At 54.8% G+C, this 19315-nt stretch carries 18 protein-coding genes; 7 read left to right on the top strand and 11 right to left on the bottom strand.

Annotation, left to right across the window (positions count from 1 at the left end; genetic code table 11):
- Positions 1-568: 568 nt before the first annotated feature.
- The 8 genes from OSC10802_RS0116870 to OSC10802_RS40555 form a co-directional block, all read right to left on the bottom strand.
- On the bottom strand, positions 569-1975 hold the full coding sequence (locus OSC10802_RS0116870; RefSeq protein WP_017717949.1) for an IctB family putative bicarbonate transporter: 1407 nt from the start codon (positions 1973-1975) through the stop codon (positions 569-571).
- 89 nt (positions 1976-2064) lie between these two features.
- Complete coding sequence (locus OSC10802_RS46355; protein ID WP_198525140.1) at positions 2065-3255, bottom strand: RNA-guided endonuclease InsQ/TnpB family protein; 1191 nt, start codon at positions 3253-3255, stop codon at positions 2065-2067.
- Complete coding sequence (locus OSC10802_RS53045) at positions 3242-3427, bottom strand: hypothetical protein (protein ID WP_198525139.1); 186 nt, start codon at positions 3425-3427, stop codon at positions 3242-3244. Before OSC10802_RS53045 ends, OSC10802_RS46355 begins: the two co-directional genes overlap by 14 nt.
- Positions 3428-3502: 75 nt before the next feature.
- Complete coding sequence (locus OSC10802_RS53040) at positions 3503-3751, bottom strand: hypothetical protein (RefSeq protein WP_017717946.1); 249 nt, start codon at positions 3749-3751, stop codon at positions 3503-3505.
- Between the two features lie 220 nt (positions 3752-3971).
- Positions 3972-5486, bottom strand: a complete 1515-nt coding sequence (locus OSC10802_RS0116850; protein WP_017717944.1) for a GAF domain-containing sensor histidine kinase — start codon at positions 5484-5486, stop codon at positions 3972-3974.
- Between the two features lie 625 nt (positions 5487-6111).
- Positions 6112-6840, bottom strand: a complete 729-nt coding sequence (locus OSC10802_RS0116845) for a GUN4 domain-containing protein (RefSeq protein ID WP_026098560.1) — start codon at positions 6838-6840, stop codon at positions 6112-6114.
- Positions 6841-6882: 42 nt separating this feature from the next.
- A complete protein-coding gene (locus OSC10802_RS0116840) occupies positions 6883-7380 on the bottom strand; it encodes an adenylyltransferase/cytidyltransferase family protein (RefSeq protein WP_017717942.1) in 498 nt (165 codons plus the stop codon).
- 356 nt (positions 7381-7736) lie between these two features.
- The gene (locus tag OSC10802_RS40555; RefSeq protein WP_017717941.1) at positions 7737-7928 is read right to left on the bottom strand and encodes a QAALIT motif small membrane protein; all 192 of its coding nucleotides are present in this window, start codon (positions 7926-7928) and stop codon (positions 7737-7739) included.
- Positions 7929-8044: 116 nt separating this feature from the next.
- Between OSC10802_RS40555 and OSC10802_RS0116830 the strand changes: the two genes are divergently transcribed.
- From OSC10802_RS0116830 to OSC10802_RS0116820, 3 genes are all read left to right on the top strand, one after another.
- Complete coding sequence (locus tag OSC10802_RS0116830) at positions 8045-8227, top strand: hypothetical protein (RefSeq protein WP_017717940.1); 183 nt, start codon at positions 8045-8047, stop codon at positions 8225-8227.
- Positions 8228-9025: 798 nt separating this feature from the next.
- The gene (locus OSC10802_RS0116825) at positions 9026-9892 is read left to right on the top strand and encodes a hypothetical protein (RefSeq protein ID WP_017717939.1); all 867 of its coding nucleotides are present in this window, start codon (positions 9026-9028) and stop codon (positions 9890-9892) included.
- Between the two features lie 206 nt (positions 9893-10098).
- Positions 10099-10320 (top strand): hypothetical protein, encoded by a 222-nt coding sequence (locus OSC10802_RS0116820; RefSeq protein WP_017717938.1) that lies wholly within the window; start codon positions 10099-10101, stop codon positions 10318-10320.
- Between the two features lie 153 nt (positions 10321-10473).
- On the opposite strand, the gene OSC10802_RS54565 is transcribed toward OSC10802_RS0116820, so the two are convergent.
- Entirely contained in the window at positions 10474-10722 is a 249-nt protein-coding gene (locus OSC10802_RS54565) for an ROK family protein (protein WP_232731701.1), read from the bottom strand.
- Positions 10616-11053, bottom strand: coding sequence for an ROK family protein (locus OSC10802_RS40550; protein ID WP_026098559.1), 438 nt, complete (start codon positions 11051-11053; stop codon positions 10616-10618). The genes OSC10802_RS54565 and OSC10802_RS40550 overlap by 107 nt, the downstream gene beginning before the upstream one ends.
- A 618-nt stretch (positions 11054-11671) precedes the next feature.
- On the opposite strand from OSC10802_RS40550, the gene gltX reads away from it, so the two are divergent.
- The 4 genes from gltX to OSC10802_RS0116795 all read left to right on the top strand — a co-directional run bounded on the left by gltX (position 11672) and on the right by OSC10802_RS0116795 (position 17064).
- On the top strand, positions 11672-13159 hold the full coding sequence (gene gltX, locus OSC10802_RS0116810) for a glutamate--tRNA ligase (RefSeq protein WP_017717937.1): 1488 nt from the start codon (positions 11672-11674) through the stop codon (positions 13157-13159).
- Positions 13160-13807: 648 nt separating this feature from the next.
- Entirely contained in the window at positions 13808-14008 is a 201-nt protein-coding gene (locus OSC10802_RS0116805) for a hypothetical protein (RefSeq protein WP_017717936.1), read from the top strand.
- Between the two features lie 136 nt (positions 14009-14144).
- Positions 14145-15896 carry a coiled-coil domain-containing protein gene (locus OSC10802_RS0116800; protein WP_017717935.1) on the top strand — a complete coding sequence of 584 codons (1752 nt, stop codon included), beginning with the start codon at positions 14145-14147 and terminating at the stop codon, positions 15894-15896.
- A gap of 409 nt (positions 15897-16305) precedes the next feature.
- A complete protein-coding gene (locus tag OSC10802_RS0116795) occupies positions 16306-17064 on the top strand; it encodes a Mut7-C RNAse domain-containing protein (RefSeq protein WP_017717934.1) in 759 nt (252 codons plus the stop codon).
- Between the two features lie 1008 nt (positions 17065-18072).
- Here the strand turns inward: OSC10802_RS0116795 and aroF are convergent.
- On the bottom strand, positions 18073-18942 hold the full coding sequence (gene aroF / locus OSC10802_RS0116790; RefSeq protein ID WP_255349194.1) for a 3-deoxy-7-phosphoheptulonate synthase: 870 nt from the start codon (positions 18940-18942) through the stop codon (positions 18073-18075).
- Between the last annotated feature and the right edge of the window lie 373 nt (positions 18943-19315).

Genomic DNA, 19315 nt, shown 5'->3' with positions numbered 1-19315 from the left:
CATCAACTGTCCAGTTCGATTGACGCCTGGTGTCGCTCCCGATAGCTTTGTCTGCCGCTCTACCGCTGATGAATATCTATATCTTAGCTACCACTGCGCACGCTGCCATCGGGCATGAGCGTTTCCTTGAAAGGGCACAGGGTCTCGGCGCAACAGCTTAGCAGCGAAGCCAACCTAACACAAATCTATCCTGTATTGCTATAATATTAAATTACTTTACTCCTAGACTTATGCGCCGGCCCCCCCATCTCTGGCCTCCCGCATTTGGCAACTTGAGAACCTCTGGAAAAACAAAAGCCCGCGTCGGCGGGCTTTGTTTGTATAGCTGCCGGTTTCAACCGGCAGGCTCTGTTTTGTGGCGATTTTGGATGCAAGGATTTTGGATTTTTCTCTCGTTCCCAGCCTCAGGCTGGGAACGCAATCTGGAGGCTCTGCCTCCTTTCAAGGGAAAAGCAGGTTAAAAGCCTAACAGCTTAGTTTTGCCCAATGCGATGATGCCCAATGCGCCATGCGATGATGCCCCATGCCCCATGCCCCATGCCCCATGCCCCATGCCCCATGCCCAATTTCAACCGGCAGGCTCTGCGGGCGTAATCACATCCCCCAGGTGCCGGTGAGACACCGAACAATAACTGGCAATCGTCGCCACCATCAGCCACCAGAGAGTGCTGACTTCCGGGCGATACCAAACCGTGTCCACACAGCCGTGAGCCAGCATGCCCAGCATAGTGGCGAACGCCGCCATCAGCCAGTACGCCTCAGAACTGCCGGTTTGGCGCAGCCTGACTAGCTGCACCCGCGCCTGATTAAACGTCACCAAAAGCAGCCAAATGAAACAGGAAAAACCAATAAAGCCGGTTTCCACCGCCACTTCCAGCCAGATAGAATAGGCGCTCAGGGCACTGAAGCGGGGGCGCATGTAAATCGGGTAGACCTTGTTAAACGCCACATTGCCTGGGCCAATCCCCAGAATCGGGCGGTCAGCAATCATCTCTCGCACAGCCGCCCAAACATTGATGCGGAAATTATTGCTGCTGTCCTCCCGACCGGCAAACATACTGAAAACGCGATCGCGCACCGGCTCGACAAACACAACCGCCACAACCAGCAGCGCCGCTGCAGTTCCCAACACAGCCGGTAGCGCCCAAGTGCGCCACTTAGGGGGCAGGTGGACACTCCACCAGTAAGCCAGCAACAGAGTCAGCGCGCCAACAGAAACCACAAAGCCAATCCAGCCGCCCCGGCTAAAAGTCAGAATCAAACAAGCGGAATTCACCACCGCCATCGTCACCGCCAGAGCTTTCGCACCCCAGTTGCGCCAAGCAAAAATAGCCGCAATACTGAAAGCAATTGCCGGCACCAGATAGCCAGCCAGCAGATTGGGGTTGCCCAAATAGCTGTAAACCCGCGTCGTTTTAGCCAGGGGAGATTCCGGATCGGTCCAGGTTGCCAGAGCTTCCGCCCCAAAAAACCACTGGCGCATCCCGTAGACGCTGACAATCAGAGAAATGTGCAAATAGACGGCAATTAAGCAAGAGCGGATGCGGGGCGAGCGCAGAATCCTGGCCATCAGCGCAAACAGCAGCAAATAGAGCGTCAGCTTGCTCCAGCCGGTGAGCGCCGCTTTTTTCACCGGCGACAGCGCTGTCGCCACCGTAGCGATACTCCAGTAGAGCAGCACCAGCGACTGAATCGGAGTCACGCCGGTGCTCGGCTCGTCAGAGAGCGTCAGCAGCAGCCAAAAGCCAGCGCTGGCAATTAGCAAGACGCCCACCAGATCGTTAGACACAAAAGGAGCCAGAGCGAACACCAGGCTAACTAATAGCCCCGCAATGGCATCGCCCCACTGCAGCGCGAAGCTGCCCTTTCGCCAAGCTCGCAGGGGGTCCCCCAGCAAACGATAGAAGAAGCTGGCATCTTGCCAGCGGTACAGGGAAAAATTTTCAAGGGTTAACTGTTGCCAAACAGAATTCATGGAGTGCCTGCTAGGTCGGAAAAACAATCGTTGTGGCCATAGCACAAGCCATACGCCATTATCCGATACATTTTTGCTATCAATTGCTGTCAATTGGTAACAAATACATAAGCTGGGAGGCTAGCTCTCAGCCAAGGCGTATCAACCAATGCCCGCAGGAAAATCCCGCGAGCACCATTCAGATCCCTGTCCATGACCCGCCCGTCGATTTTGGACTTAATGACTCTCGCCCCGCCGATTTTGATAACTTCCCCAGTCCAAGAGACAGTCTTGTAGGTGTACGCTTCATTGATGTCAGGCAGGAGAATTTTCCCCGCCTCCCAAGCTTTCCACTCCAGGTGCTTCTTAAATGTGTAGTGAGATAGCGTCAGCATCTGGCGCACAGTCTTGGACTTGATTTTGCGCCGGGACTTGCTCACCATCTGGGACGATTCAAAACTGGGCAGGAGAATTACGTCAAAATTATCAACGAGGAACTTGGCCGTCTTGTGGTGCAGCTCTTTGACTAAGTGCTGCACTTTGCACCGGATGCGGTCTGCTGCTTTCCTGAAGCGCCGCTTTTGGCTCGACTTCGCTTTGCTGATTTTTGACACGAGGCGGTCGAGCTTAAAACAGAGCTTCTGAATTCGCAGGTTTGCATCACTGCCAATCCAGCCACAAGACGATTCAGAGAAAAAGGTCATAAATGTTCGGACACCGGGATCTAAGGCAACCACCCGCCCTTGGTTTTCGGGCTGGCGCGGCTGCACTTCTTGGGAGATTACCAGGTAATACTCCCCATAGGCCATCGTTAGGCGGCCATCGCTGAAGTCTGGCGGGATAGGCTCATCAAAGCGCATCTCTCCCAGGAGCGTGTGATAGATGCCGCGCTGGCTGATTGCGGACTTTGGGACAAAGATCGTCTGCCTGCTGTCCCTGCGGCTGCGAAACTTACAGTTGCGGAACTGGCCGTCTTTTGCAAAGCCGCGCTTGGCTTCCCTGACCGCAATGCAGGCGTCTTTGACAGCGATTTTCTTGATTTGGTAGGGGACTGGCTTTGCCCATTCAGGCATAGCTCCCATGATAACAGGAGCGACGTCCATCCAATTCGCTTTTGTGCCAGGCTCTAGGAGGTGTTTGAGAGCTTGGTTGTAAGTGTACCTGGATACGCCAAACCACTGCCTCAAAAGCGCTCTCTGGCTAGAGCTTGGGAATATCCGGATCTTCCGAGATTTCCTTGCGGTATCGCAATCGCCCGTGCGTGCGGCAGCTATAGCTTGCTTCCGATCAGCGGTAGACATGGAGGATGGCGAGAAGAGCCGCTGTGAGTTCGGATTCCCGGGAGTAAGTAGGTTGGCTGAGAACCAAGAGCTGCCCACCGTTTTGCTGCGCCATGAAGTCAAACAGCTCGAATCCAAACCGGCAGAGCCTGTCACGGCTGGCAACCACAACTGTGAGCTTATCGCCGCGCATAAGTCTGACCAGTAAGGCGCGCAGCCCTTTTCACCTGAAGTTAAGTCCTGAGCCGATGTCTTGGATGATTTCGGCTCAGGGGTAGCGCTCGAACGTGAACTCAACTTGACGGGCGAGGTCGTCTCTCTGTTTTGCTGAGCTGGCCCGGCAGTAGCAAACAGTGGCAGTTGCAGCTGAATCCCCTCCCATCCCCCCGATGTCTTTGAGGCGCTGCCCCGATAGCGTGCGGATGCTTTTGATTTTTCCTTCATCTGCAAACTTCCTGAGAGTTGTGGGGTGCAGCCCAAAAAATTCGACCGATTTCCGTAATGGAACGTAAGCCATCAGAAAAATCTAGTTCACTACATCTAATGATAGCAAATCGGCTGCTGCTGTCAACCTTCAAAACGACTGGGCAAGCTCCCTTACAGGAAGAAAGGCGTCCTGTCAATTTTTCCACCGGCATAAAATTTTGCTTTTCATGAGCCGGGATTAGGGGATTAGGGGATAATCGAGTTCAATATACCCCGATCCGGGCTTGCTTGATTGCCCCCGGCTCCTTTGCTTAAAGCTGTGGCAAGCTGACGGTGTATCGATACCCCGACTCGGAGGAGCCTTGAATGGTGATATCTCCCCCCTGGATTTCCGCCAGCAGACAGCTGAGCAATAGCCCGAGAGATTCGCGAGAGCGAAGAGAGGCCAAAAATTGACCTTTTGCCGGCGCGAAAGTTGCTGGCTCAACCAGGACACCCAAAGCCGACTGGGCGGGCGCGTGTCCGTTATCGGCTTTTTGGGCCAAAAGGACGCTGTCGCGTTGGGCAACACTTGCGGAAAGTTCTTCCGGCGCTAGCAACTCGCTGCTGTCGGGGGGTGCGGCGTCAGGGTTTGGCCGAGAGGGGAGCGACAGGGGGCACGATGAGAGATCGGCAAGCGGGATACCTTCTCCCAACCAGGGGTGGGAAACCCAGACGGCTATGTTGAGCCCACTTAATTTGCGACAGACATGGATGCGAACGATACTGCCGGGGCTGGCGGCTTGAATAACGCTAAAAACCAGGTGATAGAGCATCTGCTGGACTTTAATTTTATCCAGCACCCAAATGCGATTGCCGGGCTCTACGGACAAGCGAATTTCTTGCTCTCGCCGGCTGGCATCTTGTTCCAGGGCATTGATCACCTGCTGGCAGAGCATTTCAATGTCGGCAACTGTTTGCCCGACAGCGGGGCTGGTGTTGGAGAGTGTTTCCAGGGCCAAAATTGCCTCTACCTGGGACAGCAAGTACCGGCCACTGTCGTTGATAATGCCGAGATACTCTTTCTGTTTGTTGGTCAAAGGGCCATAAATCCCACGGCTGAGTACGCTAGTCATTCCCATCACTGAAGTCAGGGGAGTGCGCAGGTCCTGCGTCAGGTGAGTCAGCATTTCAGCTTTAACTGGATTGAGGAGGAGCGATGGGGTGACGGTTGGGGGGGATTTGTGGCTGTGTTCGCGCAGTTGAGTGGCGAGATGGCTGAGCGGCAAGCTAGATTTTAGCCGCTGCAGCTCCAACTGACTCATCGTCCAGCGGGCGGTCAGTTGTAAAAACTGAATTTGTTTGCGGGTAAAGGTGCGAGGTGCGAGGTCCATGACGGCGAGCGCCCCCAGGCAGTGGCCCTCCTCGGTGAGCAGCGGCACTCCCAAATAAGCGCGGACGCCGCACTCCCGCACTAAAGAAAGATGGGAGAACGCTGGGTGGGCCGCTGTGTCGCGGACGGCCAAAACTTGGCCGCTCTCCACCACTCGGGCGCAGAAGGACTCACTGCGCTTAATCTGGCACGGATCGGGCAGCTGAGGCATGTGGCCCAGATCAGACATCCCCACAGCGGCCTTCAGCCACTGCCGGTCTTTGTCCAGCAGTCCGGCGATGCAGATAGGTGTCTCCAGAAAGTCAGCTGCAGCTTGAATTGCTTCCTCGAAGACCGGCACCTTCTGTGCTTCTAGCAGGCCCGATTCAGCCAGTGCCAGCAGGCGCTGCTCTTCTCGTGCTGCCTCTGCCAAATCGTCAAGACAACCAATTCCTTTGTTTTCGGGTGCTATCATAGCAGTTTTGGGTGGCGGTCTACAACCATTACAAACATTGTTTTGGGCCGCACAGGGGAGTGTGTCCTGCCTGCCCGCGGGCTCCCGCTCGCTGCCGGATCGAGCCGCTTCCAGCGGTGCCGCACCCGGCGTGAGTGTCATGCCCGCCTGGGCGCGGGTCCCCGTGCCTGCCCGAGGGCACTGAGCGGGTGTGCTGCATGCAGGTGAACCGACCGGCAACAGTCGGGGCGCAGCCTGCTGCGCCCGATGGCCGGCACTTTTGGGGCTGTTCCCCCTAGCCTTGGGCTGTTAGCCGACCTTACAGGACTGACGCATTGCAACGCAGCACTTCAGAGGAGAGAAACAATTTTGCCGGCAATTGTGGGCAATTTGACTTCAAACCTGTCGGACAGGGAGCTGGGGGATGGTGTGGAGACCGAACATGTTCGGTCTCGACATGGACTCGCGCTCTTTTGTCCTGCTGCTCAAACGCAGTCAGGCGCTCGCTTCCACTTTAGGGTGGCGTTGACTTACATACATTTTTCCCAATTGAAGTGGAGCGCGAACACAGCCGCACGAGGATGCCTGGGTTAATTGCTGTTAATCCCAACTGGGGTTTTCACGTCCGGGATCTAAGGCGGGCTGGTTAGGTTGAACTCCAAGCCGGGTGAGAGAGCAACTTTTCCATCGCCCGCACTCCCCGCAGCTGGTTGGACAGGGGCAAATGGCCGCGCGGTGCGGTCAGGTTCCAGGTGAACTCATTGGGGTAGCGCGTCCAGCTGCTGCCGGTTTTCCAGCCTATTTTGGGCCACATTTTGTCCCAGTTCTGGCCCTGAGACAGCCAAATTTCCCGCTGCACGGAAAAGCCAAACTTGCCTTCCGAGTGAACCAGCCACAGGGCATTGATGGAAAGCAGGTCGGCCATCGGGAAACGGTCAACTTCGGTGAAATACAGCCACTTTCTGAGCACCGCACGGGCACCGGCTAGCTCGCAGAGCTTTTGCAGGGTCAGCCGGTCTGCGGCTTGAAAGTCCTGGTGCGCCAGCAGCTGTTGCAGATCGGTGTAGTCCGCACCCCGTTCTGAGCGCAGGGGCACCACGCCGGTGGGAAAGTGGGTTTTGAGGAATTCTGCTGCTTTTGGGGAGTTGGACTGGTACAGGGTTTGGTAGGCTTTCCCCGCCACCACAGAAGCCGGTGCCGGCGGTTGCTCCATCAAAAATTCCATCAGGATCTCCAAACCGGCATTGCTGGGATCTGCCAGCTGCTGAATCAGCTGCATCTGGGTTTTCTCAGGTGCCGCCCTCAACTGGGAGCCCAGACCGCTAAGATCGGACGGTGCGGCGATCGGGGCTGAATTAGTCTTCGAGTCAGTCATGAAACCACTTCCGTGTAAGGTTGCTGCCACCGATCCATTGTCTTACAGCGCTGTGGCACGCAAGATGCGCTCTACGATCGCGCTGGTGGAAGTGGGAATTTCGATGCTGACTAGCTCCAGGTGGCCACCATACGCCAGCACCGCCGGCGCTTCCGGCAGGGTTTCTATTTTATAGTCGCCGCCTTTGACGTATATGTCGGGCTTGAGCGCTTCTATCAGGGGGGTGGCTGTGGTTTCGGAAAAGATCACCACCCCGTCTACTGGTTTGAGGTAGCACAGCACTTCCGCCCGCTGCATCTCTGGCACAATCGGGCGGGGGGGGAATCCCTGCCGCTGCGGTTTGATGCTTTGCACGGACCGGTCGCTATTTAACCCCACCACCAGGGCTCGCCCCAGGGATCTGGCAACCTGCAAGTACCGGACATGACCGGCATGGAGCAGGTCGAAGCAGCCATTGGTAAATACTAGCGGTCGCCAGCGTTCGGGGGACGCCGCCAGCGCTTTTTGCAGTTCAGTTACGGTGTAGAGGTTGGGAATCATGGGTTCGGGGCTTGTGGCGTGTGCCGCGATGAGAGCGTCCTACAGTTTGGAAGTTTGGAAATCACTCAGAAGTTGCTTCTGCTTCTCCTTTTCTTCCCTACACCCTACACCCAAAACCTTACAGCTCGTTGCCGTTTGGTAAAATCTTTTCCCGCAGCGCGCCGCGATCAGTGCTGGCAGGCAGCCGGCAATAGTCCCCCGAGGGATGTCTGCGAGCGTCCTGCAGTTGGGGGGAGTGGATCGCTCTGCATCGCGCTTAAATCTTTTATCCCACGGTTAGCTCTCGGGCCAGTGCCAGCCCGCTCTGCCGGTGCCGGTGACCGCAGCCTACGCCTCGGGAGCCGCAACGCTTGGACCTATAGCTGGCTGCCCTTGACCGGTTGTGACCTCTCCACCGTCTGGGGGCTTGCCAGCTCCATTGCAATTTGAGGTGCCCCGGGCTGCCGGTTCAGTTCGGAATCGCGGTGGGTTCCAGCAGGAACACTCACTCCCACAAACAGGTTTAGTGAAAATGTTATGGCGGCGGCTAGCAGCAGTTTTTCCAACATCTGAATCTCCCCCCTGTTCCAGTCCTATGGAGCGCGTCTCTGTCCTTATCTGTATTCCTAAATCCATACTGTCGTGTCTTTCTAGCGCTGGTAGTGATTGAAACCTCTGAGATGTTGTGACAATCCGATGCGGGCTGAGTGATGGCGATCACACAGCCTCTACTTTTCAATCCCCTACTTTTCAACTGTCGCGGGCTTTCCCGCCGCAGATCGCCAAAGGAGATGCTCTCCACCGGCACCAGGAAATTTCTGTTTTTTATTATATTTTAGATTGCCCAGAGCCGATCAATAAATCCTGAACGGGCTTGATTGTCGAGCGCCCGCCGCGCTCAAAGCAATGGGCAGAAAAGCCCGCGATCGCTCCTAACTCCCGGCATCTTTACCCTCTGGCTATGGGATGTTTAATCCGCTGTTAGCCTAACAATCTAAATTGTCCTAATATTCATTTAAATTGCTACATAAATATTGGGCGGTGGGCATTGGGCATTGGGCGTGACTGTGAGGATTTACCATGCGCCATGCCCGATGCGCCATGCCCCACAAGCCATGTCATTAATGTCTTAACCAATATGACTGCTAGTATAATATAAATTAAAAGTTTATAGCCGGAAAATCCTGGAGTGGCTGCAGGAAAGCTTTCAGGCAGACCAAACCGGGCGTGGGTGTGTTGCAGATGCTAGGGATCAACCCGGAGGATAAATCTGCCGGAAGTCAGAAGTCAGGAGTCAGAAGTCAAGACAGCCTTCTGGCTCCTGTCTCGCGCTCCTTGCCACTCGATTGTGAGAGCTAATCGCTCCCTAAAGGCCAGCCAGCTTGAAATCATTCCTGGGGGAGAGGCGGCACAAACCCCAAGCAAATTAGATTGTGATTAGCTTAAGGGTTAGCCAGCACCACTTCCGCTGTCCGTCGGGCAAGCGCAGCTGTGCTAGCGTACTGAGTCCGGAGTTATATCCCGGAGTTTTCCGCAAGGGATTCCCAGGAAGTGCGAACGACAGACAGCAAACAAAAAGCTGACAGCCAACCTGTTCGCTCGCTCTGAAAAAGAGGAGAAGCTCTCTGACAGCAAGATTTTTTGACGAGTTCTGGCAAGACGAATTATGAAAACGAACGAGCCAAATAACTACAGCCGTGAAGTCAGTCGCGAGGTTCACTCTGACCCTGAAACGAACGCTTACACCAGCACGACGCGAAGCACTGAAACGGTTAACAGCACAGCCGGCGATTCTCCGCGAGCGGCTTATGATGAAGGTTACGCGCACGGTCAAGTTTCTGAGAGCTACCGGCAAGCCGGATATCAAGACGTTCGCGACAACCAGACTGCGGCTCGTGGGTTGCTGCTAGGTATTATTCTCACCTCTCTGGCGGCGCTGGCCGGCGGCACCTTATACTACCTCAACCAGCGCAACGAATCTCCGACACCGGCAGCCGCACCTTCCCCCTCTAGAGAAACAACCATCATTGAACGGCAGGTTCCGGTCCCCCAACAGCCCCCCACCGACCGGATCATTCCCATTCCCCAACAGCCAACCACGCCACCGGATATCAATATCACGGTTCCCAATTCCCAAACCCCGCCGGCTCCAGCCCCCGCACCGGATATCAATATCACGGCTCCCAGCTCCGAGCGCCAGGACGCTCCGACTCAGCCAAGCCCCGCCCCACAAATCTCACCTGCTCCCTCGCCCGCACCGGATAGCAGTGGCGCAGCTCCCAATTCCCAGAACCAGCCGGACCTGACGCCGCCGGCGAGCACTCCTGAGACTTCACCTGACCGGTCGCCAACTGGCAGCGATCGGGGCGCTACAGCTCCAGGGACAAGGAGCTCCACCGGCAGCCCAACGGGTGGCGAGTCTGGCACCGGCTCGCCCTCCGGAGCCGGCAGCACCTCGGGTGACGGCACTACGGCAGCGCCCGGCAGCACATCGGGTGCCGGTGCCGGTGCGCCAGCCGGTTCCGCTCCATAGCACGCAGCAGCAGGCTTCGCTATTAGCGCACCCCTCACCTCACCCAGTGACGCCGATCGCCAGCAGACAGGCCCGGCGTCACTGGTTTTGAGAGATTTAAATCAACAGATTATTTTAATCTGATCGCATTCATTTTGATACTTAGACTACCATTTGCTTTCCAAAAAAGCTGCATAGTAAAAGCGGCGAGTTTCACTAAGACATCTATGAGCACCAGCAAATGTCTAGCTTCTACCTGTCGCAACTGCCGGTTTTACAGTCTCGAAGGACGGCGAGGTGGCCACTGCCTGCAGCTCAACGTGCCGGTGCAAGCTGGCTGGAAGGCTTGTGCTCTGGCTGTGCCACCCTTTGCGCCGCCTTGGGAAGGTCTGCAGCAGATGATTGGCTGGGAGAAGGAAACGCCTGTGGAGCCTGCCCTCCGGAGCTGAAATGATTGACAAGGAGCAAGCCTGTTGGTTCGCGCTGCTGTTGGCAGGTTAATTTCTTCTTGGCCCAATCTTAAAGCCTGTCCAAAGGGGACGCCTACGGCAGACAAATTTTTCAAACTTCTTTCAATCAAACCTTAATACCCAGCCCTTACCTTAACAGTCCAGTAAATCTTCTGCTAGCGCCACGGCACCCCAAAATGGTGCCAGGTCGCCGAGTGCAGCACAGACAATATCAAACTCAACTTCAGGCAAAGCGGTTTGTCGCGCCACACGCCGCGCGACGGCCAAGAAGGGCTCACCGGCTTTGGTGACGCCGCCGCCCAGAACAAAACCCTGGGGATTTATCCCGCTGGCGGCGTTGCCAATCCCGACTCCGAGGGCCCAACCGGCCCTTTCGATCACCTCTTTTGCCCACACTCACCGGCACCCCGAATTCCTCTTCCCGCATCTGCCGCAGGGGGGTATTTTCCCAGCCCAAGACGCGATCGGACAGTCGCACCGTGCCGGTGGTGGCATCCACCGGCCCCCCAAAACTGACGCCAATGGCCAGCGGTTCCTCTCCTCCGAGCACCTCCCGCGCCAGTGAGCGCATAATTTTCCGGTCAGTGCCGGCATCCGCACCCGCAGGCGAGAGGGCGCGGCGACAGTCTTGGAAGTTGCGCTCTCCTGGAGCTACCACAGCAGCGGCGTGTTTCGTGCCTCCAAAATCAAGGGCTAGCAGCAGTTTAGTCATCTGAATTCCGATATATTATAGCAGCAGCCACTTAGGTTCGTACATTTCGGCCTCTTTTGCACCCCCGCACTCCGGCTCCTATTGTCCTAACCCATATTACTACTGGGATATAGACGTAGGGCAGGCGGGACGCCCCCCCTGAAGGTCTAATGTTTTAACCTAAGTGCATACTGCTATAATCTTGTTTTGCCGTGCGGCGGCAGCCAAGTAGGACTTGGAACAGTCAGTCTTAGATCCCGCTAACTCCGCTAAAAAAGGGGGGCTAGGCTGTTTGGCTAATAATGCTGCTTGTTGGACAAAGGAGGCAGAGCCGACCGAGCAGCGTTTCCAGGCTCTGCCTGGGAACGAGGGGAACATAATGACAATTGTCCTGGAGCCGGGGGGAGCTGGTTGGGCTAAAGCCCAACTACAAACCTGCGCTCGCTAGAAATTGTGCCCTAATTTGAGGTAGAATAGAAGACTGGCTAAATGCAAACAGCTTCCCATACCGTCAAGGGAAAGCCGTCAGCCAAATGCCTCTTGCTACGACTAGCCGTTTAGAGAGTAGGGAGCATCCCAGTTGTACAAAGAAGCCCATATCAATGCGACAATGATTTCACTAGGGGGTAGGAGGAGAAGATGTTTGGTCAGCTGAATCCCGGAAACGGGATTGAAACTGCCGGGAGTGTCAGAGTCCGTCTAGCCCCCAGTCCCACCGGCAATTTACACATCGGGACAGCCAGAACAGGCGTGTTTAACTGGCTATTTGCCCGCCATCACGGCGGGAAGTTCATTTTGCGCATCGAAGACACGGATTTAGAGCGCTCCCGCCCAGAGTACACCCAGAATATACTCGACGGACTGCGCTGGCTGGGTCTGAACTGGGATGAAGGGCCAATTTTCCAGTCCGATCGCCTGGACCTCTACCGGCAGAAGATTCAAGAACTCCTGGATAAAGGGCTGGCTTATCGCTGCTACTGCACGGAATCAGAACTGGCCCAAATGCGCGAGGAGCAAAAAGCTAAAAAACAGGCTCCCCGCTACGACAACCGCCACCGCAACCTGACACCGGCACAGCGAGCTGCCTTTGAAGCCGAAGGGCGCACCTCGGTGATTCGCTTTATTATTGACGACGAGCGGGAGATTGCCTGGAATGACTTGGTGCGGGACCGGGTGAGCTGGAAAGGCAGCGACTTGGGGGGCGATATGGCGATCGCCCGCGCCGCCACCAGCAGTGATATTGGCCAGCCCCTCTACAATTTTGTGGTGGTGGTGGATGATATTGATATGGCCATCACCCACGTCATCCGGGGGGAAGACCACATCGGCAACACGCCGAAACAGATTTTGCTTTACGAAGCTTTCGGGACAAAAACGCCGCATTTCGGCCACACGCCCCTGATTTTGAACCAAGCCGGTCAGAAGCTCTCGAAACGGGATGGCGTTACCTCGATTGATGACTTCCAGCAGTTGGGCTATACGGCAGAGGCGCTGGCCAATTACATGACGCTGCTGGGCTGGTCGCCGCCAGACAGTCAAGAGCTGTTTGGACTCGAAGAGGCGGCGGCGAAGTTCGGCTTTGAGCGCGTTAATAAAGCCGGTGCAAAGTTTGACTGGGATAAGCTCAACTGGATTAACAGCCAGTACCTGCACTCGATGCCGGTGGACAAGCTGACAGAAATGCTGATTCCCTACTGGCGCGAGGCGGAGTGTGAGTTCGATGCAGCCGGCGATCGCCCTTGGCTAGAACAGCTGGCGGCTCTGATTGGCCCAAGCTTGAGTCGCTTGAAAGACGCCGCCGGCATGAGCCGGGTGTTTTTTGTCAAAGAGGTGGAGTGCAGCGCGGAAGCTGTCGCACAGCTGGCGCAACCGGAAGCTTCAGGCGTTCTGGAGGCAATTTTGGCCCACCTCGACAGCGAGCCGGTGCTCACGCAAGCCGGTGCTGGGGAAGCGATCAAAAAGGTGACGAAAGAGAAAAATCTCAAAAAAGGAGCCGTGATGCGCTCGCTCCGGGCCGCACTGACAGGCGAAGTGCACGGCCCCGATCTGGTACAATCTTGGTTGCTGCTGCACCAGCGCTCTTTGGACCGATCCCGCTTGCAAGCGGCTCTGGCGCTGAAGGGGTAAGAGATAGCGGGAGTTAAGGGGCCGGTAAATTTTACCGTCAAACTTACGCGCCTTTTTACTCTCGCTTGCAAAACTCTGGTATAATAGCATCCTAAATTAATTTTTGCAAGCGACAGTCCTCGAACTGTGACAGGCGCGAGAGAAACCAGCAACGCTCGCGCAAGCTGCAGTTACCCGCAGAACCCGAGTCAGTGTGCCGGTGCGCCCAAAGGGGACTGCCGGCACCCAAGCAAGCCAGAAAATTTAACACGGAGGAGTACAGACAAGATAGCAAATGGCGGTGAAGAAACGAATCCTCAACTCCCTCAAAAGTTGAGAGGATAGGGGCGGAAAGCCGTTCCAGCCGGTGAGGATTTATACCAATTTTGGATGCGGGGATTTTGGATGCATGGATGGAAAAAGGCCGCAGCCTAGCCTTTTCAGCTACAGAAAAAATACTATTTATCCTAACTTGGTAGTTGTCCTGAAAGCCGAAAGAAGTTGCCTAACTGTCAGGGTGATTATACCTTAGGAATATGTAGTAACTTTGCTGAAACGGTCTAATTCGGAAGCGATTGAGAGTGGTAGGGGGGAACTCAGAAACGACATTCCACCTGTTGCCGGCACGCTCAGCGCCACCCCCAAAATGGAGAGACGCTGAATCTCTATGTGCTTGAAAATCAAACAGTAGAAGAATTGACCCTGGAAACGGCGCTCCAAATTTTAGAACGCAAAAATCAGCCACGGGAGCATCCCGTTAAAGCAAAGACTGTCAGCCTCACCCCCCTAACCCCCCTCACCCATGAAGGGAGAGGGGGGAAAAATAAAGAATTCTCCCCTCACCCCAAAGTGGGAGAGGGGGTGGGGTGAGGGGGATTACAAAAATGGGATGCTCCCATCAGCCACTGCCAAATCTGCTTGCCATTAGGCGCTAGCAGTATCAAGGCCAATTCAAGCATTGCCCAGGCAGTTCTAAACCTTAGTTCAAATATTTACTCAGTGAGACATGGCAAGTAAAAGCAAAAAGTCAGACGATTCCGCTGCGTCATCTAAGCAGGAAGGACATGGATCAGAACTGCTGGAACTATTCAAGAAAATTGAGGAGGAACACTCACAACTCCAGTCCCAACTGACAGAAATTCAAACAGAATTAGAGCAAGTTCGTGAGGAAAACTCACAGCTACAGTCCCAGCTGTCTGAGGTTCAAACTCTATTAGGTCAAGCTCACCATCACAATGAGCAGCTGCAGTCTCAGCTAGATCGCACTGAGCAGCAAAAGGCAGAGCTGCAATCCCAACTCGATCGAGTGAGTTCGGCGCTACAGAATGTTGAGTTACAGCTAGCAGATCGATCGCAGCAACTGTCGGATACCCAATCTCAGCTCAGCTCGGTGCAGGGAGAGCGCGATCAGCTGCAATCTGAGTTGGAAACAGCGAATCAGACGGTGGCGCAACTGCAGTCTCAGCTTGGGGATACCCAATCTCAGCTCAGCTCGGTGCAGGGAGAGCGCGATCAGCTGCAATCTGAGTTAGAAACAGCGAATCAGACGGTGGCGCAACTGGAGTCTCAGCTTGGGGATACCCAATCTCAGCTCAGCTCGGTGCAGGGAGAGCGCGATCAGCTGCAATCTGAGTTAGAAACAGCGAATCAGACGGTGGCGCAACTGGAGTCTCAGCTTGGGGATACCCAATCTCAGCTCAGCTCGGTGCAGGGAGAGCGCGATCAGCTGCAATCTGAGTTAGAAACAGCGAATCAGACTGTGGCGCAACTGGAGTCTCAGCTTGGGGATACCCAATCTCAGCTCAGCTCGGTGCAGGGAGAGCGCGATCAGCTGCAATCTGAGTTGGAAACAGCGAATCAGACTGTGGCGCAACTGGAGTCTCAGCTTGGGGATACCCAATCTCAGCTCAGCTCGGTGCAGGGAGAGCGCGATCAGCTGCAATCTGAGTTAGAAACAGCGAATCAGACGGTGGCGCAACTGGAGTCTCAGCTTGGGGATACCCAATCTCAGCTCAGCTCGGTGCAGGGAGAGCGCGATCAGCTGCAATCTGAGTTGGAAACAGCGAATCAGACTGTGGCGCAACTGGAGTCTCAGCTTGGGGATACCCAATCTCAGCTCAGCTCGGTGCAGGGAGAGCGCGATCAGCTGCAATCTGAGTTAGAAACAGCGAATCAGACGGTGGCGCAACTGGAGTCTCAGCTCAGCTCGGTGCAGGGAGAGCGCGATCAGCTGCAATCTGAGTTAGAAACAGCGAATCAGACGGTGGCGCAACTGGAGTCTCAGCTTGGGGATACCCAATCTCAGCTCAGCTCGGTGCAGGGAGAGCGCGATCAGCTGCAATCTGAGTTGGAAACAGCGAATCAGACGGTGGCGCAACTGGAGTCTCAGCTTGGGGATACCCAATCTCAGCTCAGCTCGGTGCAGGGAGAGCGCGATCAGCTGCAATCTGAGTTAGAAACAGCGAATCAGACGGTGGCGCAACTGGAGTCTCAGCTTGGGGATACCCAATCTCAGCTCAGCTCGGTGCAGGGAGAGCGCCAGCAACTGCAAAACCAACTAACCTCCACTTTAGAGCAGCTCACACAAGTTAAAGAAGAGGGAGAGCGGGTTCAATCTCAGCTGGAAAAAAGCAATCAGGAACTGCAAGAGGAGCTATCACAGCTCAAATCGCAAAAACCTATTTTGCAATTACTGATAGTTGCTGCTCTCATCCTGGGTTCATCTATCGGGTGGTTTTTGGCTTCGGGAATCGGCTGACCGGCGGTTTAGTTGCGAGTCGAGTCTTTCGCTTGATTCGCAAATTATACCCGCAGGATAGACATCTGTCAATCCCCAGGCATTGATTTCGATTTCATCAGTAACTCGCAGCGTTCCCTCTTAGGGAACGCTACTACCTCTTGCTACTAGGGAAAGGGACAGGCGAGACGCCTGTCCTACGTCTTAACCTAAGAGGCTACTGCTCTCTATCCCAAATCCAAAATTTAAAATAAAAATTATAGCAGCAGTCATATGGGTTAAAACACTGATGGCCCAATATGACTGCTGGTATATCAGAGGTTAGGGGCGGGTTTATCGGTGTTGTAGCTGTGTGGCACAGGTTGTGGGTGAACCCGCCCCTACATCATGTTAAACCCAAACTCCTAACCTGAGTGCATAGTGCTATATCATGAATCGAGCCTATTTTCGCTTCTATGCTGAACTCAACTTCTTTCTCCCCGCTCACCGGCAACAGGTGACTTTTGTCCATGAGTTCGAGGGGCGCGCCTCTATCAAGGATACCATTGAATCCTTGGGCGTACCCCACACGGAAGTCGAGCTGATTTTGGTGAATGGCGAGCCGGTGGATTTTTCCTACATTGTGGCGGATGGGGACGATTGCAGCGTCTATCCGGTATTTGAATCACTTGACATCTCACCGGCACTGAGGTTGCGCCCCCAACCGCTGCGCAAAACTCGCTTTGTCCTCGATGTTCATTTGGGAAAGCTCGCCAATCTCCTGCGCATGTTGGGTTTTGACAGTCTCTACCGGAACGACTATCCGGATGAAGAATTGGCGGAGATATCCAGCAGCGAGGGGCGGATTTTGCTGACGAGAGATACGGGATTGCTGAAGCGCAGCATCGTGACTCACGGATACTATGTGCGAGACACGAACCCCCGCCGGCAGTTGATTGAGGTGCTGCGGCGCTTTGATTTATTTAGTTCAATTGCGCCGTTCTGCCGGTGCGTGCGCTGCAACGTTTTATTGGAAGCAGTGCCCAAGGAAGCGATTGTTGACCGGCTCCCGATTAAGAGCAGGGATGTCTATGACGAGTTTAGCCGGTGCCCGTCATGCGAGCAGATTTTCTGGAAGGGAACTCACTACGAGCGGATGCAGGAGTTCATCGCCGGCATCCTTCAGGAAAGCTCGACGGGTGCCGGTTGACTGAAGGGGATTGGGACAGGAAAAAATTTTTGCCTTTCCCCCTTTGCAATTGGCAGGATTTGTGTTAAACTAAGAATAATGGAAAAGGTGCCGGCATATAAGGCCGGCAGTTGTGGGGTGCCGGCACTCAAACGTGAAGGGTTTATCCTTTTGTGGCGGTGGCGAAGGAAATGTCGGCGGTGAGGGCGGGTTGATTGAGGATATCTGCCGGTGACTTGTAGGGGCGGGGCAAGCCAAAGGGATTTGCCACACAACGAAATATATTTGTAAACCCGCCCCCACCTGGAGAGAGAGCGCCGGCGAATCAAATGAGTAATCTGTAGGGTGGGTTAGCGATAGCGTAACCCACCCCAAACCCCATTAATAACTTAAGCTTGCGCCTCTATATGTAGGGTGAGGTCCCCTCGTTCCCAGGCTCTGCTTGGGAACGAGCTCCTGGAGGCAGAGCCTCCTTCAGACAGACAAGTAATCTGTAGGGTGGGTTAGCGATAGCGTAACCCACCCCACCCCACATTAAGAACTATTAAAAGCCTAACAGCTTATCATGTCGGGCAGCACCGCTGTTGTGCGGAGGGGGTAGGGGCGGGTTTATTTATATTCTGCTCTGTGCCAGAAATATCTTGGCTGAACTCGCCCCTACAAGGGTATGCCAACCTATGCAAGCCGACATAATATGAGTTGGCACCTGTGGGGGGTTGAGGAGGCAGAGCCTCCTGAAAAGCATTCCCAGGCGGTAGGGGCGGGTTCCCGTGCCATCGGTGTCAACTTAAGCTCCCGGCGATTGAAATCGCGGCTATACAAACGAAGTCCGCCTACCCTGCGGGAAGGGCTTCGCCCAACGCGGACTTAAGAGAAGAACTAGAATCTTAAAACCCTTGCCTTGCGGGTTTTGTCTGTATAGCTGCGGTTTCAACCGCCCAGAGACTACGGGACACAGCTTAAGTTGACACTAATGGGCACCCACGGAGACTGCCCCGGAACGAGAATCAGTTACCTAAAAACAATCCCTCAAGCCGCGTGAAGCAACCGGCTCAAAGCAGCCGGCACGCGACGCCCCACAGCAGCAGCCACCGGCTTCAAACTGTCAGCCAAATCCACCATATCCGGCAAAGAAAGCGCCTGACGGGCATCAGAAACCGATTTTTCCGGTTCCGGGTGACACTCAACCATCACGCCATCCGCCCCACCGGCAACAGCAGCCCTCGCCAAAGCCGCCACCAGTTCCCGCTTGCCGGCGGCGTGGCTGGGATCTGCAATCACCGGCAAATGAGTCAGCTGTTTGAGCGCCACCACTGCCCCCAAATCCAGCACATTCCGCGTATAATTGTCGAAACTGCGAATCCCCCGCTCACAAAGAATCACATCCGGATTCCCGTGACTGAGGATATATTCCGCCGCCATAACAAACTCCTCAATAGTAGCAGCCAGCCCCCGCTTGAGAATCACCGGCACCCCAGCGTGTCCCACCGCTTTCAGCAAGTCGAAATTTTGCATATTCCGGCTGCCAATTTGCAGCATGTCCGCATGGGCGACAATCTCCTCAATTTGACCAATAGACATCACCTCTGTCACCACCGGCATCCCATAACGCTGGCGCACAGCATCCAAAATTTTTAACCCCGCAACTCCCAAACCTTGGAAGGCGTAGGGGGAGGTGCGGGGTTTGTAGACGCCGCCGCGCAATACTTGAACCGGCGCTTCGGCGAGGTGGCGTGCGACTTGCTCCATCTGTTCCAAACTCTCAACAGAACACGGTCCGCCAATAATCAGGAGGTCTTCCCCCCCAACAGTAACATGTTCCGACAGTTTAATCACAGTTTGGTGGTCAGTGTGGGATTTGGTTGCCAGTTTAGCGCTGAACATGAGTTTACTCCTTATCCTTACAAAAGTAAAAGTGTGCGGTAACAAAAAAAGCCCGGAACCTGAGAGAGTTCCGGGCTGAGGCGACGAGCGACATGACGGTCCCTACCCAGAACTCTGCCTGAGCCAAAAGTAAAAACCGTAAAACCAATTCTGAATGGGGGCTGTCACGCTGGTGTCCTTCAGTTGTGCTGTCCAGAGAAAAACAAAAGACCGCAGGGTTGAGTCTGCGGTCCACCTAGAGATCCAATAGAAAATTGGATTCACTCGCGGTGGACCTCTCTAAACCAATACCAAAAAAAGTTGCTGCTGGTGGGCATTTGTGACGTGCTCGCCTTTAAACGTATGCCAAATTCCTTCTATTATAGCAAAGGTAACAGGCGCTGTCAAG

The sequence above is a fragment of the Kamptonema formosum PCC 10802 genome, from assembly GCF_000332335.1.
Classification (GTDB): Bacteria; Cyanobacteriota; Cyanobacteriia; order Cyanobacteriales; family Oscillatoriaceae; genus Oscillatoria.
This window is presented reverse-complemented; position numbering and strand designations above follow the sequence as displayed.

What these genes read in the sequence shown, in the direction of transcription:
- OSC10802_RS40555 (WP_017717941.1), bottom strand. Translation starts at nt 7,928, where the DNA reads ATGTTGGAAAAACTGCTGCTAGCCGCCGCCATAACATTTTCACTAAAC.
- OSC10802_RS46355 (WP_198525140.1), bottom strand. Translation starts at nt 3,255, where the DNA reads ATGTCTACCGCTGATCGGAAGCAAGCTATAGCTGCCGCACGCACGGGC.
- OSC10802_RS53040 (WP_017717946.1), bottom strand. Translation starts at nt 3,751, where the DNA reads ATGGCTTACGTTCCATTACGGAAATCGGTCGAATTTTTTGGGCTGCAC.
- OSC10802_RS0116800 (WP_017717935.1), top strand. Translation starts at nt 14,145, where the DNA reads ATGGCAAGTAAAAGCAAAAAGTCAGACGATTCCGCTGCGTCATCTAAG.
- OSC10802_RS0116870 (WP_017717949.1), bottom strand. Translation starts at nt 1,975, where the DNA reads ATGAATTCTGTTTGGCAACAGTTAACCCTTGAAAATTTTTCCCTGTAC.
- OSC10802_RS53045 (WP_198525139.1), bottom strand. Translation starts at nt 3,427, where the DNA reads ATGCGCGGCGATAAGCTCACAGTTGTGGTTGCCAGCCGTGACAGGCTC.
- OSC10802_RS0116840 (WP_017717942.1), bottom strand. Translation starts at nt 7,380, where the DNA reads ATGATTCCCAACCTCTACACCGTAACTGAACTGCAAAAAGCGCTGGCG.
- OSC10802_RS40550 (WP_026098559.1), bottom strand. Translation starts at nt 11,053, where the DNA reads ATGACTAAACTGCTGCTAGCCCTTGATTTTGGAGGCACGAAACACGCC.
- OSC10802_RS0116845 (WP_026098560.1), bottom strand. Translation starts at nt 6,840, where the DNA reads ATGACTGACTCGAAGACTAATTCAGCCCCGATCGCCGCACCGTCCGAT.
- gltX (WP_017717937.1), top strand. Translation starts at nt 11,672, where the DNA reads ATGTTTGGTCAGCTGAATCCCGGAAACGGGATTGAAACTGCCGGGAGT.
- OSC10802_RS0116850 (WP_017717944.1), bottom strand. Translation starts at nt 5,486, where the DNA reads ATGATAGCACCCGAAAACAAAGGAATTGGTTGTCTTGACGATTTGGCA.
- OSC10802_RS0116825 (WP_017717939.1), top strand. Translation starts at nt 9,026, where the DNA reads ATGAAAACGAACGAGCCAAATAACTACAGCCGTGAAGTCAGTCGCGAG.
- OSC10802_RS0116820 (WP_017717938.1), top strand. Translation starts at nt 10,099, where the DNA reads ATGAGCACCAGCAAATGTCTAGCTTCTACCTGTCGCAACTGCCGGTTT.
- OSC10802_RS0116795 (WP_017717934.1), top strand. Translation starts at nt 16,306, where the DNA reads ATGAATCGAGCCTATTTTCGCTTCTATGCTGAACTCAACTTCTTTCTC.